Raw genomic sequence first — 16630 nt, forward strand, 5'->3', positions numbered from 1 at the left:
CGCGCACGACACCGGCGGGCGGCCGCGGGGCGTACGTCAGAACCGATAGGACACGCCCAGAGAGAGGACGGGGTAGACCTTGAAATTATCGAGGTCGTCTTCGATCTCGCGCTCCTCCTGATCGAGGTCGGACTGGGGGACGGCCGGGTTCGACGACGCGAGCTCCACGTCCGGCGAACCCTGGAAGACCGCGCCGATCTCGAAGTTCAGGCCGAAGCCCTTGTTGCCGGCGACCGCGTTACCCCATCCCAGCGCCACGAACGGCGCGCCGCTCTTGAAACGGACCTCACCGTCCAGCGTGCCGGCGGTTCCGAACGGGTAGGTCGTCCCGCCGATGGTCACGGACCCGGTCGGCGTCGCCGTCAGGTCGACGCCGTTCTTGTTGCTCAACATGCCTGCGCTCACCCGGAAGGCACCGGCGAAGGGGTGCCAGTCGAGGATGAGCGCGCCGCTCTTGAGCTCGAGGTCGGCGTCGTAGCGGATGTCCTCGATCGTCTCGTCGTAGCTGTAGGTGTAGCTGTTCGCGCCCAGACGGAGGTTGATTCGCTCGCTCAGCCCGATCGTGCCTTCGACGCCGGCGCCGAGCGTGCCCGCGCGCACGCCGAGCGCAAAGCCCTCCGCATGTGCCGACAGCGGCAGGGCAAACGCGGTGAGGACGACGGCGTACGGCAGAAATCGTTTCATCGACGCTCCCTCGAGGACGGTGGAAAGGTTAACGGGTTAATAGCAGTTGCCGTTCGAAAGTAAAGCACCTTCAGTCCGCGTCGCCTTCGGTCACCCGCTCGACGCCCGCGAGATCGCGATGAGAGGTCACGCCGCGATACCCGGATTCACGGAGCAGCGCTCGCACGGCGTCCGCCTGGTCGTAACCGTGCTCCAGGATCAGACGACCGCCGGGCAGGAGGTGGTGTCGGGCGTTGCGCGCGATGTGGCGAATCGCCTCGAGACCGCCGGGACCGGCGACCAGGGCGTCGACGGGCTCGAAGCGCAGATCGCCTTCGCCGAGGTGCGGATCGCCGAGCGCGACGTACGGCGGATTGCTGACGATGAGGTCGACGCGAAGCTCATCGAGCGGCGCCAACCAGCCGCCCTCGCGAAACTCGACGTTAACGATGCCGAGGCGCGCGGCATTGCGGCGAGCGACGGCGAGCGCGGACGCCGAGCGATCGGTCGCCACGACGCGCACGCGCGGACGCTCGTGCGCCACGGCGAGCGCGATGGCGCCCGAGCCGGTCCCGAGATCCGCCATGAGCGCCTCGCGTTCCGGGTCGAGGCGCTGCAGGGCGCGCTCGACCAGGAGCTCGGTCTCCGGGCGCGGGATCAGCGTCGCGGGCGTGACCTCGAGGTCGAGCGACCAGAACTCGCGCCGGCCGGTGAGGTAGGCGACCGGCTCGCCCCGGACGCGCCGCTCGACGAGGTCCCGAAAGCGGGCGAGCACCGCGGTATCGAGCCGGCGCTGCGCGCGGACGACGAGATCGTTGCGGTTCATGGCGCTGGCGTGCGCGAGGAGGGTCTCGGCGTCGAGCCGGGCGGTGGGACTGGTTCCGGCGAGGAGAGACGTGGCTTCTGCCAGCGCGGCGTGCACGGAATCGCCGGCGCTCATGGCGACGTTCAGGAGGCGAGCGCGGCGAGCTGCTCCGCGTGGTCCGCGGCCCGGAGGGCCTCGATCAGCTCGTCGAGCTTGCCTTCCATCACCTGGTCGAGCTTGTAGAGGGTGAGGTTGATGCGGTGATCGGTGACGCGCCCCTGCGGGAAGTTGTAGGTGCGAATGCGTTCGGACCGGTCGCCGCTGCCCACCAGGCTCTTGCGGTGCGCGGCCTCCTTCTCGCGCTGCTTGCGGCGCTCCTGCTCGAGCAGCCGGGCCGAGAGGATCGCGAGGGCGCGCGAACGGTTCTTGTGCTGACTCCGTTCGTCCTGGCACTCGACCACGATTCCCGTCGGCAGGTGCGTCACGCGAATGGCCGAGTCGGTCTTGTTGACGTGCTGGCCGCCGGCGCCGCTCGCGCGGAAGGTGTCGATCTTGAGGTCGGCGGGACTGACGTCGATCGAGTCGATCTCCTCCGCCTCGGGCAGCACCGCCACGGTGCAGGTCGACGTGTGGATTCGGCCCTGCGCCTCCGTTTCGGGAACGCGCTGAACGCGGTGCACGCCCGACTCGAACTTCAGGCGCGCGTACGCGCCCTTGCCCGCGACACGGGCGATGATCTCCTTGTAGCCGCCGTGCTCCCCCGCGTTCGAGCTCACGACCTCGACCTCCCAGCGTCTCGACTGGGCGTAATAGTGGTACATGCGGAAGAGGTCGCCGGCGAACAGGGCGGCCTCGTCGCCACCCGTGCCGGCGCGGATCTCGAGGAACACGCTGCGCTCGTCGCTCGGGTCCTTCGGGATCAGCAGCGCCTGCATCTCGCGCTCGAGCGCGGCCATACGGTCGCTCGCCTGCTCGACCTCCTCGGCCGCCATCTCCCGCATCTCGGGATCCGCGAGCATGCCGCGCGCCGCCTCGAGCCCCTCGCTCACGTTCCGGTAGTCGCGGTAGAGGTCGACGAGCGGGTTCAGCTCGGCGTACTCCTGCGAAAGCTGCCGGAACCGGTCGGTGTTGCCGATGATCTTCGGATCGGCGAGGAGGGCGGTGAGCTCGTCGAAACGCTGCGCCAACCCCTCCAGCCGCGACTGGATGGACGGGTTCATGGCCACTAATCGTCGTTCAGGTTGAACAGCCGGCGGGCGGCGTCGAGCAGGGCGTCGTTGCCGTCGTGATCGGCGCGCTTCAGGGCGTCGGTCGGCGCGTGGGTGAACTTGTTGGTGAGCGCCCGGGCGAGCTGCTCGAGCACGGCCTCGGGATCGTCGCCCCGGGCGAGCCGGCGGCGTGCGCGGCGCACCTCGGCGTCGCGCAGCGCCTCGGTCGTCTCGCGCAGCGCGCGGATGGTGGGCACCGCGTCGAGCGAGCGTACCCATTGCCAGAAGTCGACGACTTTCACCTCGATGATGCGCTCGGCCTCGCGGGCGGCCGCCTCGCGAGACTGCATGTTCTCCTGCACGACGTCCTTGAGATCGTCCACGGTGTAGAGGTAAACGTCCGAGAGGTCCCCGACTTCCGGCTCGATATCGCGCGGCACGGCGATGTCGACCATGAACATCGGCCGGTGCCTGCGGGCCTTGAGCGCGCTCTCGACCGCACCCTTGCCCAGGATGGGCAGCGGGCTCGCGGTCGAGGAGATGACGATATCGGCGTCGGCAAGCCTCGCCGGGAGCTCGGCGAGCGAGATCGCTTCCGCCCCGAAGGGATCGGCGAGCAGGCGGGCGCGCTCGACCGTGCGGTTCGCGACGATCACGTGACCGACGTGCTGCTCGGCGAGGTGGCGCGCGCAAAGCTCGATCGTGTCGCCCGCGCCGATCAGGAGGACCGTCTGCTCGGAAAGATCCGTGAAAATGCGCTTGGCCAGCATGACGGTCGCCGACGCCACGGACACCGGGCTCGCGCCGATGGCGGTGTCGGTCCGCACCTGCTTCGCGACCGCGAACGTCTGCTGGAAGAGGCGGTTCAGTATCTTTCCGGTCGCGCCGACCTTGTGGGCCGCGGCGAAGGCCTCCTTCATCTGTCCCAGGATCTGGGGCTCGCCGAGCACCAGCGAATCGAGTCCGGCCGCCACGCGAAACGCGTGTTTCACGGCCGCCTGATCCGGGTGCTCGTAGACGTACGGGCGGATGTCCGCCCGCCGCAGCCGGTGATATTCGCAGAGCCATTCGATGACCGGCTCCCCGTCGCCGTTCTCCAGCCCGCAGTAGAGCTCGGTGCGGTTGCACGTGGAGAGAATCGCCGCCTCGCCGGCCACCTGACGGGTCACGTCGTGCAGCGCCTCGGTCAGCTTTTCGGGAGCGAACGCCGCCTTCTCCCGGACCGAGACGGGAGCGGTGTGGTGGTTGATGCCGACGGCGATCAGATGCATCGAAGGGGTTAAAAAGACGGGGGTTTTCCGGCCGGGATTTTGACCCAAGCCGGTGCGGTGTCAAGTTCCGGGCAAGCGGAGTCCGTAATCGGCGGCCAGCGCGAGCGCCGAGCGGCCGATGGCGCCCGCCGACACCAAGGTGGCCAGCAGGCCCGCCACGAAAAACAGGGTTTCGCCCGCGCTCCACCATGCGATCAGTTGCGCGGCCGATGCCCAAAGCCCGATCAAACTGGCGGCGCCGGCGAGGGCGAGAACCGGAGCGAACGGGAGCTCCCCGGCGCGAAGCGCCATGGCCACGAGCCACAGGACGAGCGCCGCCAGCCAGAGATTGAGAGGGGCGAAAAGCGGCCAGGCCTCGACGCCCCCGAGCCCGTGGCCGTCGGCCAGGGCCAGCACCGCCACCGCCGCGATCACCGCCCAGAGCGACCGCGTGCCGAGCCGGTGGGACGCCCCCTTGGCGTCACCCGCTTCGGTAGCGCCCGGAATGAGGCGATGGAGCGCGCGAATCGCCGCTTCGACCGTCGAAAGCGCAAGGCCGGCCGCAACCGTGACGACGAGGGTGCGCGCAAAATCGGGGTCGAGGCCGATGCCGGCCGCAATCCGGACGTATCCGTCGACGTAAAGCTTGAAGACGCCGCTGACGTTGGCCGCCGACACCGAGCGGAAGTAGCTCGACCAGGTGTCTGCCTCTGCGAAACTGGTCGTCGCGACCAGGAGCGCAGTGAGGGCGAGCAGCCCTTCCGCCAGTGCGCCGCCGTAGCCCACGAAACGTGCGTCGCCGACCCGCCGGAGCTGCCTCGCCGTCACCCCGTGGATCACCAGAAACTGAAAGCCGGCAAGCGCCCCGGAGCTCACGACGAGGAATAACCAGGGGAGCGCGCCCGGCCGATCGGGCGCCTCGTGAAACGGGGGAGCGACGAGCGCGGGCTGCTCCACCGCGATGCCGGCGTAGAAGCCCAGCAGGGCAAACCCGGTCAGGAGCGCGGTCAGGTAGCCGCGGGGACGTATCAGCCGCCAGACGGGCGCACGGGCCGAGAAGAAGGCGTAACCCAGCACGACGACGAGCCAGACGCTGACGGCATCGACGGAGAAAAGCGTCTCGCCCGCGAGGTCAAGCTGGAGCGCGCCCGTGAAGGCCAGGCTGGTCGCGTCGAAAAGCCACAGAAGCATGACGACGAGCAGAAGAGCCGCGATCGAAGCCGGCGCGAGCGTAATCTCGGGCCTTCCGTGAAGGAACGTCCCGAGCGCGGCCGCGACGAGCGCGAGGCCGGCGAGCGGCAGCGCAGCGGTCGGATAGGCCGCGAGAAGCGATGCCACGAATCCCGCGCCGGCGGCGGCCAGTATAAGGAGTACGGGAACGGCGAGAACGATCAGCGCAGGGCCGCCCCAAGAGCCGATGAGCGACCGTGCGATCTCCCAGAGCGTGAGCGGTTGGCGTACGACCAGCCAGTAGCTCCCGAGCGCGTACACGCCGGCGGCGACGGCGCTGCCCGCGACGATCCAGAGAAAGGCCGGAATCCATCCCCAGGCGGCCGCGACGACGGGACCGAGGAAGACCGCGCCTGCCGCGACGGCGGCGAGGTGATGACCGAAGAGGAGGTGGCGTTGGGCCGGGACGTGGTCCCGGTCGTCGAAGCGGGTGTGCGCGGGCGTACTATACTTGTTTTGAAGCTGAAAGACGTCGAGCGACAGCCATTTCGCGTAAAAGCGGTAGCCGAACGCGAAGGCCACCAGCGTGACGATCACAAGAAAAAGTGAGTTCATCGAGCCCGCCGTTCGGGTGCGATTATTTTAAACACAAAGCATAGACCCCGGGGCACGCGGTTGCGCCGCTTGCCGGATTATTGGAGACTCGATCTCGCTGCCCGGCCCCGCAGGTACTCGGGCGCCGCTATTCGGAGTTCCTCGATGCGTTACTTCTCTCGGCGTTTTCCGCTCACGATCGTCCTGCTCGGCGCCCTTGCCGCCTGCGTCTCGGTGCCCCAGGCCGAAGAACCCGTTGCCCAGGCCGCCGCCGGCCCCGAGGCGTTCCCGAAGGTCGAGGAGTCCCTGCCGCGGGCCGCGCTGGACGCGGACACGCTTTACGACGTGCTGCTCGGCGAAATCGCCGGTCAGCGCGGCGAGATCGGCGTCGCCTCGCAGGCATTGAGCCGCGCCGCGCGCCGCACCCGCGATCCGCGGCTCGCCGAGCGCGCGACGCTCGCCGCTCTCTATGCGAAGCAGTACGAGGACGCCCTTGCCGCCGCGCAGCTGTGGGTGGAGCTCAAGCCGGCCAGCGCGGATGCGCGCGAATCGCTCGCCAGCATCTACCTCGAGACCGGCCGCCCCGCCGAGGCGCGCCGGGAGTTCGAGCAGATTCTCGCGAGCGAGCAGGCGCGCGCGAACCTCGAGCAGGCATACATGCGGATCGCGGCCGTGCTCGGCCGCGCTTCGAGCCGCGGAGCGAGCGTCCAGACCATGCAGGTGCTGGTCGAATCGCACCCGGAAGTGGCGGCAGCGCACTTCGCGCTCGCGCACCTCGCGGTGCGTAACGGCGACCTCGACGTGGCCGGGACGGCGGTCGACAGGGCGCTCGAGCTGCGTCCGCAATGGGAGGAGGCCGCGCTCTTCAAGGCGCGCATCCTCGTTTCCCAGAAGAACGCCGCGAAGGCGCAGACCTTCTACGAGGACTATCTGCGCCGGTATCCGTCCGCCACCAACGTGCGGGTGCACTACGCGCGCCACCTGATCGACCAAAAGCAGTGGGAGAAGGCGCGCGACGAGTTCAAGCGGGTCGCGGAGGAGGCGCCGGAGGACGCCGACGCCGTCTACGCCGTGGGGCTTCTCGCGCTGCAGACGAACCGGCTGGACGAGGCGGAGCGCTTTCTCGAGCGCACCGTCGAGCTGCGCCCCCAGAACGACCAGGCCCGCATCTACCTGGGACAGGTGGTGGAGCAGAGCAAGCGCTACGGCGAGGCGGCGCGCTGGTACGGCGAAGTGAGCGCGGGCGAGAGCTTCTTCGAGGCGCAGACGCGGCTCGCCATCGTGACCGCCAAACAGGGCGATCTCGGCAAGGCCCGCCAGCATCTGCGCGCGATCAATGCCGAGAACGATCAGCAGCGCGTGCAGCTGGTGCTCGCCGAGGAACAGATGCTGCGGGACGCCAAGCGGTACGACGAGGCGCTCACGGTGCTCAACGGTGCGCTGGAGCGCATGCCGGAAGACAAGGATCTTCTGTACGCGCGCGCCCTGATCGCCGAGAAGCTCGACAAGCTTCCCCTCGTCGAATCGGACCTGCGGACGATCCTCCAGAAGGACCCGCAGAACGTCAACGCGCTCAACGCGCTCGGCTATACGCTCGCCGACCGTACGGACCGCTACTCCGAGGCGCAGGAGTATCTCGCCCGCGCGCTCGAGCTCAAGCCGGACGACCCCTTCGTGCTCGACAGCATGGGCTGGCTGCAGTACCGGACCGGGAACAACGTCGAGGCGATCAGATACCTCAAGCGCGCCATCGCCATCCGCAACGACGCGGAGATCGCCGCCCATCTGGGAGAGGTCCTCTGGGTGGCCGGAGACAGGAGCGAGGCTCGCTCCGTCTGGACGCGCGCGCTGCGCGAGACGCCGGAGAGCGAAGCGCTGCGGGACGTCATCAAGAAATTCATGCCGTGAGAATCCGGGCGTTCTGGCTCGCCGCCGCTTTCCTTGCGGGATGCGCGAGCCTGCCCGAGCCCGCCCCGCCCGGAGACCCCGAAGCGCTGTTCGCCGCGCGCCGCGCGGAGCTCGTCGCCCTCACCGTGTGGGAGCTCCGCGGACGCGTGGCCCTGCGCGCGCCGGGCGAGGGCTGGCAGGCGGGCCTGCGCTGGCTGCACCGCGACGGCGCGCAGGCCCTCGACCTTACGGGCCCGTTCGGCGGCGGTTACCTGCGGCTCACCGAGGATGACGGCGGGGCACGGCTGACGGACTCGTCCAGGCGCGTCTACGAGGCAGCCGACGCGACCATGCTGCTCGCGCGCACGACCGGCTGGCAGGTTCCGCTCGACGGCCTCGATCACTGGGTGCGCGGGCTTCCGCTGCCCGACGTACCGGCGCGCCGCGAGCTGGACGCCCACGGGAGATTGAAACGTCTCGTGCAGCGCGGCTGGAACATCGAGTATCTCGCTTACGCCGAATTCGCCGGGCACGAGCTCCCCAGCCGCCTCTACATCAGTCGCGAGCTGCCGGCGGAGCCCGCAGCCGGGCCCGAAGACCCCCGCCTGGAGGTCCGGCTCGCGATCCAGAGCTGGCGGCTCGCGGCCCGCGACTCGTGAACCTTCCCGACCGCTGGCCGGCGCCGGCCAAGCTCAACCTCTTCCTGCATGTCGTCGGTCGACGTTCCGACGGGTACCACCTGCTGCAGACCGTCTTTCAGCTCCTCGACTTCGGCGACGAACTCCGCTTCGGCGTGACCTCCGACGGTGTCGTAGGACGGGCCGCGCCCGTTCCGGGGGTGCCCGAGGAGACTGATCTCACGCTGCGTGCCGCACGGCTGCTGAAGGAGCGGTGCGGCGTGCGGCGAGGGGTCAGGATCGGCATCGAGAAGCGGCTGCCTGCCGGCGGGGGATTGGGCGGGGGAAGCTCCGACTGCGCGACGACCCTCATCGCCCTGAACGCGCTGTGGGGCGTGGGCTTGCGGCGCGCCGAGCTGCTGCGACTCGGGCTCGAACTGGGCGCGGACGTCCCGGTTTTCATCGGCGGGCGATCCGCCTGGGCGGAGGGGGTGGGCGAGATCCTGACGCCACTCGAGCTCGAGGACGCCTGGTATCTGGTCGTCGCCCCGCCGGTGCAGGTTTCGACCGCGTCGGTGTTCGCGGCCAGCGAATTGACACCCCATAGGCCCACCATCACAATACGCGCCTTTCGAACGGGGCAGGGGCGCAACGATCTCGAGCCGATCGTGCGCCGCCGGTATCCCGAGGTCGACGTCGCTCTTCGATGGCTCGCCGCTCACGGCGAGGCGCGTATGACCGGGTCGGGCGGCTGCGTATACGTCAGGGTTGCGAGCGCCGCCGCGGGGCGGCGTATTCTCGAGGAGGCACCGCCGGGCTACGGCGGGTTCGTCGCGCGGGGCGTGAACCGGCATCCTTTATATAGCCTGACCCGCGATTCCTGACTGGGCGCCGTCAAGCGGTAAGGCACCGGTTTTTGATTGGTCGCCCCATCCGTGGGGCGAACCCTCGCTGCGTCGGGCTGACGCGCAAATTCGCTCCAAGCGAATTTGTCCGGCGTTCCCGGGTTCGACAAAATCGCCGGGGGCGATTCTGGACAGCGCGCACGGCGCGCTGACCCCAAAGGGGCGAGCCCCAGGGATGGGGCCAGCAATCCTGGCGCCCCAATCGGTATCATGGGTGCGCCGGCTTACTGGGGCGTCGCCAAGCGGTAAGGCACCGGATTTTGATTCCGGCATTCCCAGGTTCGAATCCTGGCGCCCCAACCAATCTCAAAGGCCCGCACGCGGGCCTTTGAGATTGGTGCCGAAGGGCGCCGTACCGGACGTACGGCGCAATCCAGGCGCTCCGACCGGATCTACGAATGCCGCCGTCGTTCCCGTTCGACGGCGTTGCTGTTTGAGGGGAGAGCAGTGTCGTTAGACAACATGATCGTCTTCACGGGGAACGCGAACCCGACCCTCGCGGACCTCGTGGTGCGCCATCTCGGGCTGCCGCTCGGCAAGGCGGTGGTCGGGCGCTTCTCGGACGGCGAGATCATGGTCGAGATCATGGAGCACGTACGCGGCAAGGACGTGTTCCTCGTTCAACCGACCTGCGCGCCGGCGGACGACAACCTGATGGAGCTGCTCATCCTGATCGACGCGGTGAAGCGCTCCTCGGCACGGCGCATCACCGCCGTCATACCTTATTATGGGTACGCGCGGCAGGATCGCCGGCCGCGCACTGCGCGTGTCGCGATCACCGCCAAGCTCGTCGCCGACATGATCCAGACCGCCGGCGCGAACCGGGTGCTGACCATGGACCTGCATGCTGACCAGATCCAGGGCTTCTTCAGCATCCCGACGGACAACATCTACGCCTCGCCGATCCTGCTCGGCGACATCTGGCGGCACGAGTACGAGGACCTGCTGGTCGTGTCGCCCGACGTGGGGGGCGTCGTCCGCGCACGCGCGATGGCCAAGCATCTCGAAGCGGATCTCGCCATCATCGACAAGCGCCGGCCGCGGCCGAACGAGGCGAAGGTGATGCACATCATCGGTGAGGTGCGGGGGCGTACCTGTATCCTGATGGACGACCTGGTCGACACCGCGGGGACGCTGTGCGAGGCCGCCTCGGCCCTGAAGAGCCACGGTGCCCGCAAGGTGCTCGCCTACTGCACGCACCCCGTCCTGTCGGGAAGGGCGGTCCAGCGCATCGAAGGCTCCGAGCTCGACGAGCTCGTCGTCACGGACACGATTCCGCTGAGCCCCGAGGCCAAGGCCTGCCCGCGGATCCGACAGCTGAGCGTGGCGGAGCTGCTCGCCGAGTCCATGCGCCGCATCGCCGAAGAGGATTCCATCAGCTCCTTATTTATGGATTAGTTCTACCTGCTCCCCCTCTCCCGCCCAGCGGGAGAGGGATGGGGTGAGGGTTCCTTGCCTTGCTCTCCGATCGCAGGGGCGGGTGAGGGGCAAACGAAGCCACCGCGTACTTGGTCGCGAGTCCGGTGGCGGCATTTCAAACCAGGAGATCAACATGGCTACGAAGTTCGAAGTGAACGCCGAACCACGGTCGGGCAAGGGCACCGGTGCGAGCCGCCGCCTCCGCCGTGGCGGTAAAGTACCGGGCATCGTGTACGGTGCCGGCAAAGAACCCGTCATGGTCGCGTTCGAGCACGACGCGATGTACCACAACCTGCGCGCCGAGGCGTTCCATACCTCGATCCTCAGCCTCAAGCTGGACGGCGCGACCGACCAGGCGATCCTGCGCGACTACCAGATGCATCCGTTCAAACCGCAGGTCCTGCACGTCGACCTGCAGCGCATCAGCGCGACCGAGAAGATCCACATGAGCGTGCCGCTCCACTTCGTGGGACAGGACGTGGCGCCGGGCGTGAAGCAGCAGGGCGGTATCGTGAGCCACTTGATGACCGAGGTGGACGTGACCTGCCTGCCGCACCAGCTGCCCGAATTCCTCGAGGTCGACATGTCGAACATCAACCTGAACGAGTCGGTGCACCTCTCCGACCTCAAGCTGCCGGAGGGCGTGCAGATCACGAGCCTCGCCCACGGCGGCGACGACCTGGCGGTCGCCGCCATTACGGCCGTGCGCGAGGAGGTCGAGGAAGCGCCGGCCGCGGCGGCGGCCCCGGAAGCGGCGGCTGCGCCTGCCGCGGGCGCGGCTCCGGCGGCCGCCCCGGCCGCAGCCGAGGCCAAGAAGCCGGAGGGCAAGAAGGAGGGCAAGTAAGAGGCTGTGTCCTCGGGCATCTCCCTCATCGTGGGGCTCGGCAACCCGGGCCCCGAGTACGCGGAAACCCGGCACAACGCCGGGTTCCGTTTTCTGGACGCCCTCCTGGCGGACAGCGGGGAGCGCCGGCGTCCCGAATCGCGGTTCACGGCCGAGGCGGCACGCCTGCGGATCGGCGGCAGCGAGGTCTGGCTGCTCGCCCCCATGACTTTCATGAACCACAGCGGGGAGGCCGTCTCGCGCTTCGCGCGCTACTACAAGATTCCGGTCGGGCAGATTCTCGTGGCCTACGACGAGATCGACCTGCCGCCCGGGGCCGTGCGCCTGAAATGGGGCGGCGGCGCGGCCGGCCACAACGGCCTGACCGACGTCATCGAGCAACTCGGTTCGCCGGAGTTCCTCCGCCTGCGCATCGGCGTGGGGCACCCGGGTTCGGCGGCGCAGGTCGTCTCATACGTGCTGCGGCGGCCGCCGGTCGCCGAGCAGTCGCTCATCGACGAGGCGATCGCGGCGGCCAAGGACCACATCGGCGATATCGTCCAGGGGCAGTACCAGAAAGTGATGAACAGCCTGCACAGGCTCGGAAAGTGATGTGCCGAGCGCAGTAACGGAATGACGGGTGACGGCTGACCAGAGTCCGGCCGCCTGTCACGAACGACGAATCACTCTCACGGTCACCAGGTTAGAAAATGGGTTTCAAGTGCGGGATCGTAGGGCTGCCGAACGTCGGCAAGTCCACTCTCTTCAATGCGCTGACGCGCGCCGGCGTGCCGTCGGCCAATTATCCCTTCTGCACCATCGATCCCCACGTCGGCATCGTCGAGGTGCCGGACCCGCGGCTGAAGCGGCTCGCGGAGCTCGCGAAGCCCGAGAAGATCCTTCCGACGACCATCGAGTTCGTCGATATCGCCGGACTCGTCGCGGGCGCGTCGAAAGGCGAGGGGCTGGGCAACAAGTTTCTCGCCCATATCCGCGAGGTCGACGCGATCGCGCACGTCGTGCGCTGCTTCGAGGACCCGAACGTCACGCATGTCGCGGGCCGGGTGAGCCCGCGGTCCGACATCGAGACGATCGAGACCGAGCTCGCGCTCGCCGATCTCGACACGGTGGAAAAGGCCTGGAGCCGTGCGTCGGCGCGCGCGAAGAGCGGCTCGAAAGACGATATCAGGATGCGTGAACTGCTCGAGCGCGTGCGGAGTCACATGAACTCCGGCGCGCCGTTGCGCGCCCTCGATCTGGGCACGGAGGAGCGGCAGATGCTCAAACCGCTCTGCCTGCTGACCGACAAGCCGACGATGTACATCGCGAACGTGAGCGAAACCGGATTTCGCGACAATCCGCTTCTCGACGAGGTGCGCGCCATCGCCGAGGCCGAGGGCGCGGTCGTGGTGCCGGTGAGCGCGGCGATCGAGGCCGAGCTGGCGGACCTCGAGGGCGAGGAGCGGCAGGCATTCCTGGCCGACATGGGGCTCGAGGAGGCCGGGCTCGACCGCGTCATTCGGGCCGGCTACGCGCTCCTGGGCCTCATCACGTTCTTCACGGTCGGTCCCAAGGAGGTACGGGCTTGGACAGTACGGGCCGGCTCCGCCGCCCCGCAGGCCGCCGGGGTGATTCACACGGATTTCGAGCGCGGTTTCATACGGGCGGAAGTCATCGCTTACGACGATTACCTGCGCGCGGGCGGCGAGTCCGGCGCCCGGGAGGCGGGCAAGCTCCGGCTGGAAGGAAAGGACTATCGCGTCCAGGACGGGGACGTGATGCATTTCCGGTTCAACGTCTGACGCCTTGACTTGTCGGGGAGCCCCCTCGAAAATCCGCCCCCTCCTGTCGAATATGGCTATGTAGCTCAGCTGGTTAGAGCGCGGCACTCATAATGCTGAGGTCGGCGGTTCGATCCCGCCCATAGCCACCAGTCCTTTCCTCCTGCCTTCGTGCCCGTTTCGTCGCTTGCACGTGACCTTACATCGGGTGTGGCTTGCGACCCGGCTTCCAGAGACCACAATTCCTGATGTAGGCGGCATGCGGAGCGTGCCGTTTTCCAGGAGGAAAGATGTTGAAACTGGGTTTGTGGGTCGCAACGCCTTCGCTGGTCACCTTCCTGGCCTCGTCCAACCCGGTGCGTCTCGAAAACGCTCTTCTGATCTTCGCGCTGTCGGTGGTCGCGCTGCTCATGGGAATCGGGCCGCGCATCGGAGACAAGGCCGGACGCTGAAAGGCGGCAGGCAGGCGCGGGCGGGAAAAACCGCCCGCGCTTTTTTTTGCCTGGCATTCGCCCTGCCGGCCGGGCAGAATTTCGTCCGCCGTGCGCAAGCTCTACATCAAGACCTTCGGGTGCCAGATGAACGAGTACGACTCCGCCCGCATGGCGGATCTGCTCGCGGCCTCGCACGACCTGGTCGTCACGGCCGATCCGGCGGAGGCCGATGTCCTTCTGCTCAACACCTGTTCCGTCCGGGAAAAGGCCCAGGAAAAGGTCTTCAGCCAGCTCGGGATGTGGCGTCTTTATAAGGAGGCGCGGCCCGGCGTGGTGATCGGCGTCGGCGGGTGCGTGGCGAGCCAGGAGGGGGAAGCCATCGTGCGCCGGGCGCCCTACGTGGACCTGGTGTTCGGCCCGCAGACGCTGCACCGGCTGCCCGAGATGCTCGCCCTCACGCTGACCCGGCGCCGCCCCGCCGTGGACGTCTCGTTCCCCGAGATCGAGAAATTCGACCGGCTGCCCGAACCCCGCGCGGACGGCGTGCGCGCCTTTGTTTCGGTGATGGAGGGTTGCAGCAAGTACTGCACGTTCTGCGTGGTGCCGTACACCCGGGGCGAGGAGTTCTCGCGGCCGTTCGACGACGTCCTTGCGGAGGTGGCGGCGCTGGCTGCGCAGGGCGTGCGCGAGGTGACGCTCCTGGGCCAGAACGTCAACGCCTACCGCGGCGCGATGCACGACGGCCGGATCGGGGACCTGGCGCTCCTCATCCGGTATATCGCCGAGATCGAGGACATCGGCCGCATCCGCTTCACGACCTCGCACCCGCTCGAATTCGACGATCGCCTGATCGCTGCCTTCGCGGACGTCCCCAAGCTCGCCGGACAGCTGCATCTGCCCGTGCAGAGCGGCTCCGATCGCATCCTGACCCTCATGAAGCGCGGGCACACCGCGCTCGAATACAAACAGAAGATCCGCCGGCTGCGCTCGGCAAGGCCGGACATCTCGCTGACCAGCGACTTCATCGTCGGTTTCCCGGGCGAGACCGAGGCCGACTTCGCGGCGACGATGCGGCTCATCGAGGAGGTGGAGTTCGACGGCGCCTTCAGCTTCCTCTACAGCCCCCGGCCGGGCACCCCGGCCGCGGACCTGCCTGATCCGGTTCCCCTCGGAATCAAGCAGCATCGGCTCGTGCGGTTGCAACGGCGGGTCGCGGAACTGGCCGCGCGCGCCGGCCGGCGCATGGTGGGGACCCGCCAGCGGATCCTCGTCGAGGGAGTTGCCCCGCGCGGGCAGGGGCGCCTCTCGGGCCGGACCGCGAACAATCGCGTGGTGAACTTCGAGGCCGAAGACCGCGAACTCATCGGGCGGTTCGTCGACGTGGCTATCCTGGAGGCCATGCCCAACTCGCTGCGCGGGCGGCTTTGCGGGCCGCCCTCCTCGCGGGCCGGCCGACAGGGTCACGCAACCCCACAGGATCCGAAGCTGGCGGCGACCGCCTGTCCGCCCGGGGACGGCCTCGCCCGTCCGGATCGGGAACGGTCCGAGCCGGCTTGATTCGGCTTTTCGATTTCTGTCTACTTCGGGACATGTCCGTTTGCCACACGGTCCGTCGCCCCAGCCCGAGTTGAGCGCCAAGCTTAAGCGCGTCGAATTCAGCCTTTCCCCCGCCGATAACCGCCGGTTGGCGAGTCTGTGTGGCCGCCACGACGAACACCTGCGCCAGATCGAGGAGTATCTCGGGGTCGAGATCGCGAACCGAGGCAACGGTTTCCGCGTGACCGGCCCCGCGGACAGGAGCCGCCGCGCCGAGAGCGTCATCCGGTCGCTCTACGAGGCGACCGGGGAGGATGAACCGCTGACGCTCGCCGGCGTGCACGCGGCCCTCCAGCACGCCGTCATGCCGGCGGCGGAGGCGGAGGAGGCGGAGCCCGAAACCGACCTGCGCACGCCCAAACGCGTGGTGCGCCCGCGGGGCCCCCGCCAGCGCCAGTACGTACGCAGCATCCTCACGCACGACATCAACTTCGGGATCGGGCCGGCGGGCACCGGCAAGACGTACCTCGGTGTCGCGTGCGCCGTCGAGGCTTTGGAGGCGGGGCGCGTCCAGCGCATCGTGCTCGTGCGCCCGGTGGTGGAGGCCGGCGAACGCCTCGGCTTCCTCCCCGGCGCGCTGGAGGAGAAGATCGATCCGTACCTGCGGCCGCTCTACGACGCGCTGCACGAGATGTACGGCTTCGAGAAGGTGCAGCGGCTGCTCGAGAAGGGCGTGATCGAGATCGCGCCGCTCGCGTACATGCGCGGGCGTACGCTGAACGAGTCGTTCATCATCCTCGACGAGGCGCAGAACACGACCGCCGAGCAGATGAAGATGTTCCTGACGCGCATCGGCTTCGGGACCACGGCGGTGGTCACGGGGGACATCACACAGATCGATCTGAAACGCGGCCAGACTTCGGGGCTCAAGCAGGCGATGGAGATCCTCGGCGGGGTCGAGGGCATCGCGTTCACGCAGTTCATTCCGCAGGACGTAGTGCGCCACGCGCTGGTGCAGAAGATCGTGGAGGCCTACGAGGCCTACGGGCGCGCCGACGGTGACGACAAGCCCTCCGGATGAACGTCCGACTGCGCGTCGACTACGCGTCGCAGCGACCGGCGCCCGGCCGCCGCACGCTCGCGCGGTGGGCGCAGGCGGCGCTCGCGGGTCTGAGGCGCCGCGCGGTCGCGATCGGCGTGCGAATCGTGAACGAGCGAGAGAGCGCCGCGCTCAACGCGCGCTACCGGGGCAAGGCGGGCTCGACGAACGTGCTGTCGTTTCCTTTCGAGGCCCCGCCGGGCGCGCGCACCGACCTGCTCGGCGATCTCGTCATCTGCGCCCCGGTGGTTGCCCGGGAGGCGCGCAACCAGGGAAAAAGCCCCCGGGCGCATTGGGCGCATATGGTGGTGCACGGTATAATGCATCTTCGCGGTTATGATCACCGGACGCGGCGCGAGGCCGCGCTCATGGAGCGCAGGGAAGCGGCGGTCCTCCGGCGGCTCGGCTATTCCGACCCGTACGCCTGAGCTCACTGCTG

At 68.4% G+C, this 16630-nt stretch carries 16 protein-coding genes and 2 tRNA genes; 13 read left to right on the forward strand and 5 right to left on the reverse strand.

All coding sequences use genetic code 11. The features are described from left to right. Window positions 1-36: 36 nt before the first annotated feature. The 5 genes from SVA_RS02775 to SVA_RS02795 all read right to left on the reverse strand — a co-directional run bounded on the left by SVA_RS02775 (window position 37) and on the right by SVA_RS02795 (window position 5711). Window positions 37-684: a hypothetical protein gene (locus SVA_RS02775; protein WP_096458488.1), complete on the reverse strand. Its 648-nt coding sequence runs from the start codon at window positions 682-684 to the stop codon at window positions 37-39. 70 nt (window positions 685-754) lie between these two features. Then, window positions 755-1603 (reverse strand): peptide chain release factor N(5)-glutamine methyltransferase, encoded by an 849-nt coding sequence (gene prmC / locus SVA_RS02780; RefSeq protein WP_096458492.1) that lies wholly within the window; start codon window positions 1601-1603, stop codon window positions 755-757. A gap of 8 nt (window positions 1604-1611) precedes the next feature. Next, on the reverse strand, window positions 1612-2688 hold the full coding sequence (prfA, locus tag SVA_RS02785; RefSeq protein ID WP_096462799.1) for a peptide chain release factor 1: 1077 nt from the start codon (window positions 2686-2688) through the stop codon (window positions 1612-1614). Window positions 2689-2693: 5 nt separating this feature from the next. Beyond that, window positions 2694-3947 (reverse strand): glutamyl-tRNA reductase, encoded by a 1254-nt coding sequence (gene hemA / locus SVA_RS02790; RefSeq protein WP_096458495.1) that lies wholly within the window; start codon window positions 3945-3947, stop codon window positions 2694-2696. Window positions 3948-4007: 60 nt separating this feature from the next. Next, window positions 4008-5711 (reverse strand): carbon starvation CstA family protein, encoded by a 1704-nt coding sequence (locus SVA_RS02795; protein WP_096458498.1) that lies wholly within the window; start codon window positions 5709-5711, stop codon window positions 4008-4010. Between the two features lie 144 nt (window positions 5712-5855). Here SVA_RS02795 and SVA_RS02800 point away from each other — a divergent pair, with 144 nt between their 5' ends. The 13 genes from SVA_RS02800 to ybeY all read left to right on the forward strand — a co-directional run bounded on the left by SVA_RS02800 (window position 5856) and on the right by ybeY (window position 16619). Beyond that, window positions 5856-7598, forward strand: coding sequence for a tetratricopeptide repeat protein (locus SVA_RS02800; protein ID WP_096458501.1), 1743 nt, complete (start codon window positions 5856-5858; stop codon window positions 7596-7598). Next, window positions 7595-8236 (forward strand): lipoprotein insertase outer membrane protein LolB, encoded by a 642-nt coding sequence (gene lolB / locus SVA_RS02805; RefSeq protein ID WP_169923941.1) that lies wholly within the window; start codon window positions 7595-7597, stop codon window positions 8234-8236. Before SVA_RS02800 ends, lolB begins: the two co-directional genes overlap by 4 nt. Beyond that, window positions 8233-9078 (forward strand): 4-(cytidine 5'-diphospho)-2-C-methyl-D-erythritol kinase, encoded by an 846-nt coding sequence (gene ispE / locus SVA_RS02810; RefSeq protein ID WP_096458504.1) that lies wholly within the window; start codon window positions 8233-8235, stop codon window positions 9076-9078. Before lolB ends, ispE begins: the two co-directional genes overlap by 4 nt. 249 nt (window positions 9079-9327) lie before the next feature. After that, window positions 9328-9402, forward strand: a tRNA-Gln gene (locus SVA_RS02815). Between the two features lie 159 nt (window positions 9403-9561). Next, window positions 9562-10497 carry a ribose-phosphate diphosphokinase gene (locus SVA_RS02820; protein ID WP_169924203.1) on the forward strand — a complete coding sequence of 312 codons (936 nt, stop codon included), beginning with the start codon at window positions 9562-9564 and terminating at the stop codon, window positions 10495-10497. Window positions 10498-10651: 154 nt separating this feature from the next. Continuing rightward, window positions 10652-11362, forward strand: coding sequence for a 50S ribosomal protein L25/general stress protein Ctc (locus tag SVA_RS02825; RefSeq protein ID WP_096458509.1), 711 nt, complete (start codon window positions 10652-10654; stop codon window positions 11360-11362). Window positions 11363-11368: 6 nt separating this feature from the next. Then, window positions 11369-11953 carry an aminoacyl-tRNA hydrolase gene (pth, locus tag SVA_RS02830; protein WP_197703342.1) on the forward strand — a complete coding sequence of 195 codons (585 nt, stop codon included), beginning with the start codon at window positions 11369-11371 and terminating at the stop codon, window positions 11951-11953. A 98-nt stretch (window positions 11954-12051) separates the two neighbouring features. Beyond that, entirely contained in the window at window positions 12052-13143 is a 1092-nt protein-coding gene (gene ychF, locus SVA_RS02835) for a redox-regulated ATPase YchF (RefSeq protein WP_096458512.1), read from the forward strand. 54 nt (window positions 13144-13197) lie between these two features. Then, window positions 13198-13274 (forward strand) — tRNA-Met (locus tag SVA_RS02840). 138 nt (window positions 13275-13412) lie between these two features. Beyond that, a complete protein-coding gene (locus SVA_RS19655) occupies window positions 13413-13574 on the forward strand; it encodes a hypothetical protein (RefSeq protein WP_169923942.1) in 162 nt (53 codons plus the stop codon). A 90-nt stretch (window positions 13575-13664) separates the two neighbouring features. After that, on the forward strand, window positions 13665-15113 hold the full coding sequence (gene miaB / locus SVA_RS02845; protein ID WP_096458515.1) for a tRNA (N6-isopentenyl adenosine(37)-C2)-methylthiotransferase MiaB: 1449 nt from the start codon (window positions 13665-13667) through the stop codon (window positions 15111-15113). A 70-nt stretch (window positions 15114-15183) separates the two neighbouring features. Then, the gene (locus SVA_RS02850; protein WP_096458518.1) at window positions 15184-16173 is read left to right on the forward strand and encodes a PhoH family protein; all 990 of its coding nucleotides are present in this window, start codon (window positions 15184-15186) and stop codon (window positions 16171-16173) included. After that, window positions 16170-16619 (forward strand): rRNA maturation RNase YbeY, encoded by a 450-nt coding sequence (gene ybeY / locus SVA_RS02855; RefSeq protein ID WP_096458521.1) that lies wholly within the window; start codon window positions 16170-16172, stop codon window positions 16617-16619. Before SVA_RS02850 ends, ybeY begins: the two co-directional genes overlap by 4 nt. The last annotated feature ends 11 nt before the right edge of the window (window positions 16620-16630 follow it).

The sequence above is a fragment of the Sulfurifustis variabilis genome (genome assembly GCF_002355415.1).
Taxonomy (GTDB): domain Bacteria; phylum Pseudomonadota; class Gammaproteobacteria; order Acidiferrobacterales; family Sulfurifustaceae; genus Sulfurifustis; species Sulfurifustis variabilis.

Bases quoted from the DNA above. Each gene is read 5' to 3' on its own strand.
- SVA_RS02775 (WP_096458488.1), bottom strand. From the start codon at position 684: ATGAAACGATTTCTGCCGTACGCCGTCGTCCTCACCGCGTTTGCCCTG.
- prmC (WP_096458492.1), bottom strand. From the start codon at position 1,603: ATGAGCGCCGGCGATTCCGTGCACGCCGCGCTGGCAGAAGCCACGTCT.
- prfA (WP_096462799.1), bottom strand. From the start codon at position 2,688: ATGAACCCGTCCATCCAGTCGCGGCTGGAGGGGTTGGCGCAGCGTTTC.
- hemA (WP_096458495.1), bottom strand. From the start codon at position 3,947: ATGCATCTGATCGCCGTCGGCATCAACCACCACACCGCTCCCGTCTCG.
- SVA_RS02795 (WP_096458498.1), bottom strand. From the start codon at position 5,711: ATGAACTCACTTTTTCTTGTGATCGTCACGCTGGTGGCCTTCGCGTTC.
- SVA_RS02800 (WP_096458501.1), top strand. From the start codon at position 5,856: ATGCGTTACTTCTCTCGGCGTTTTCCGCTCACGATCGTCCTGCTCGGC.
- SVA_RS02820 (WP_169924203.1), top strand. From the start codon at position 9,562: ATGATCGTCTTCACGGGGAACGCGAACCCGACCCTCGCGGACCTCGTG.
- SVA_RS02825 (WP_096458509.1), top strand. From the start codon at position 10,652: ATGGCTACGAAGTTCGAAGTGAACGCCGAACCACGGTCGGGCAAGGGC.
- ychF (WP_096458512.1), top strand. From the start codon at position 12,052: ATGGGTTTCAAGTGCGGGATCGTAGGGCTGCCGAACGTCGGCAAGTCC.
- SVA_RS19655 (WP_169923942.1), top strand. From the start codon at position 13,413: ATGTTGAAACTGGGTTTGTGGGTCGCAACGCCTTCGCTGGTCACCTTC.
- ybeY (WP_096458521.1), top strand. From the start codon at position 16,170: ATGAACGTCCGACTGCGCGTCGACTACGCGTCGCAGCGACCGGCGCCC.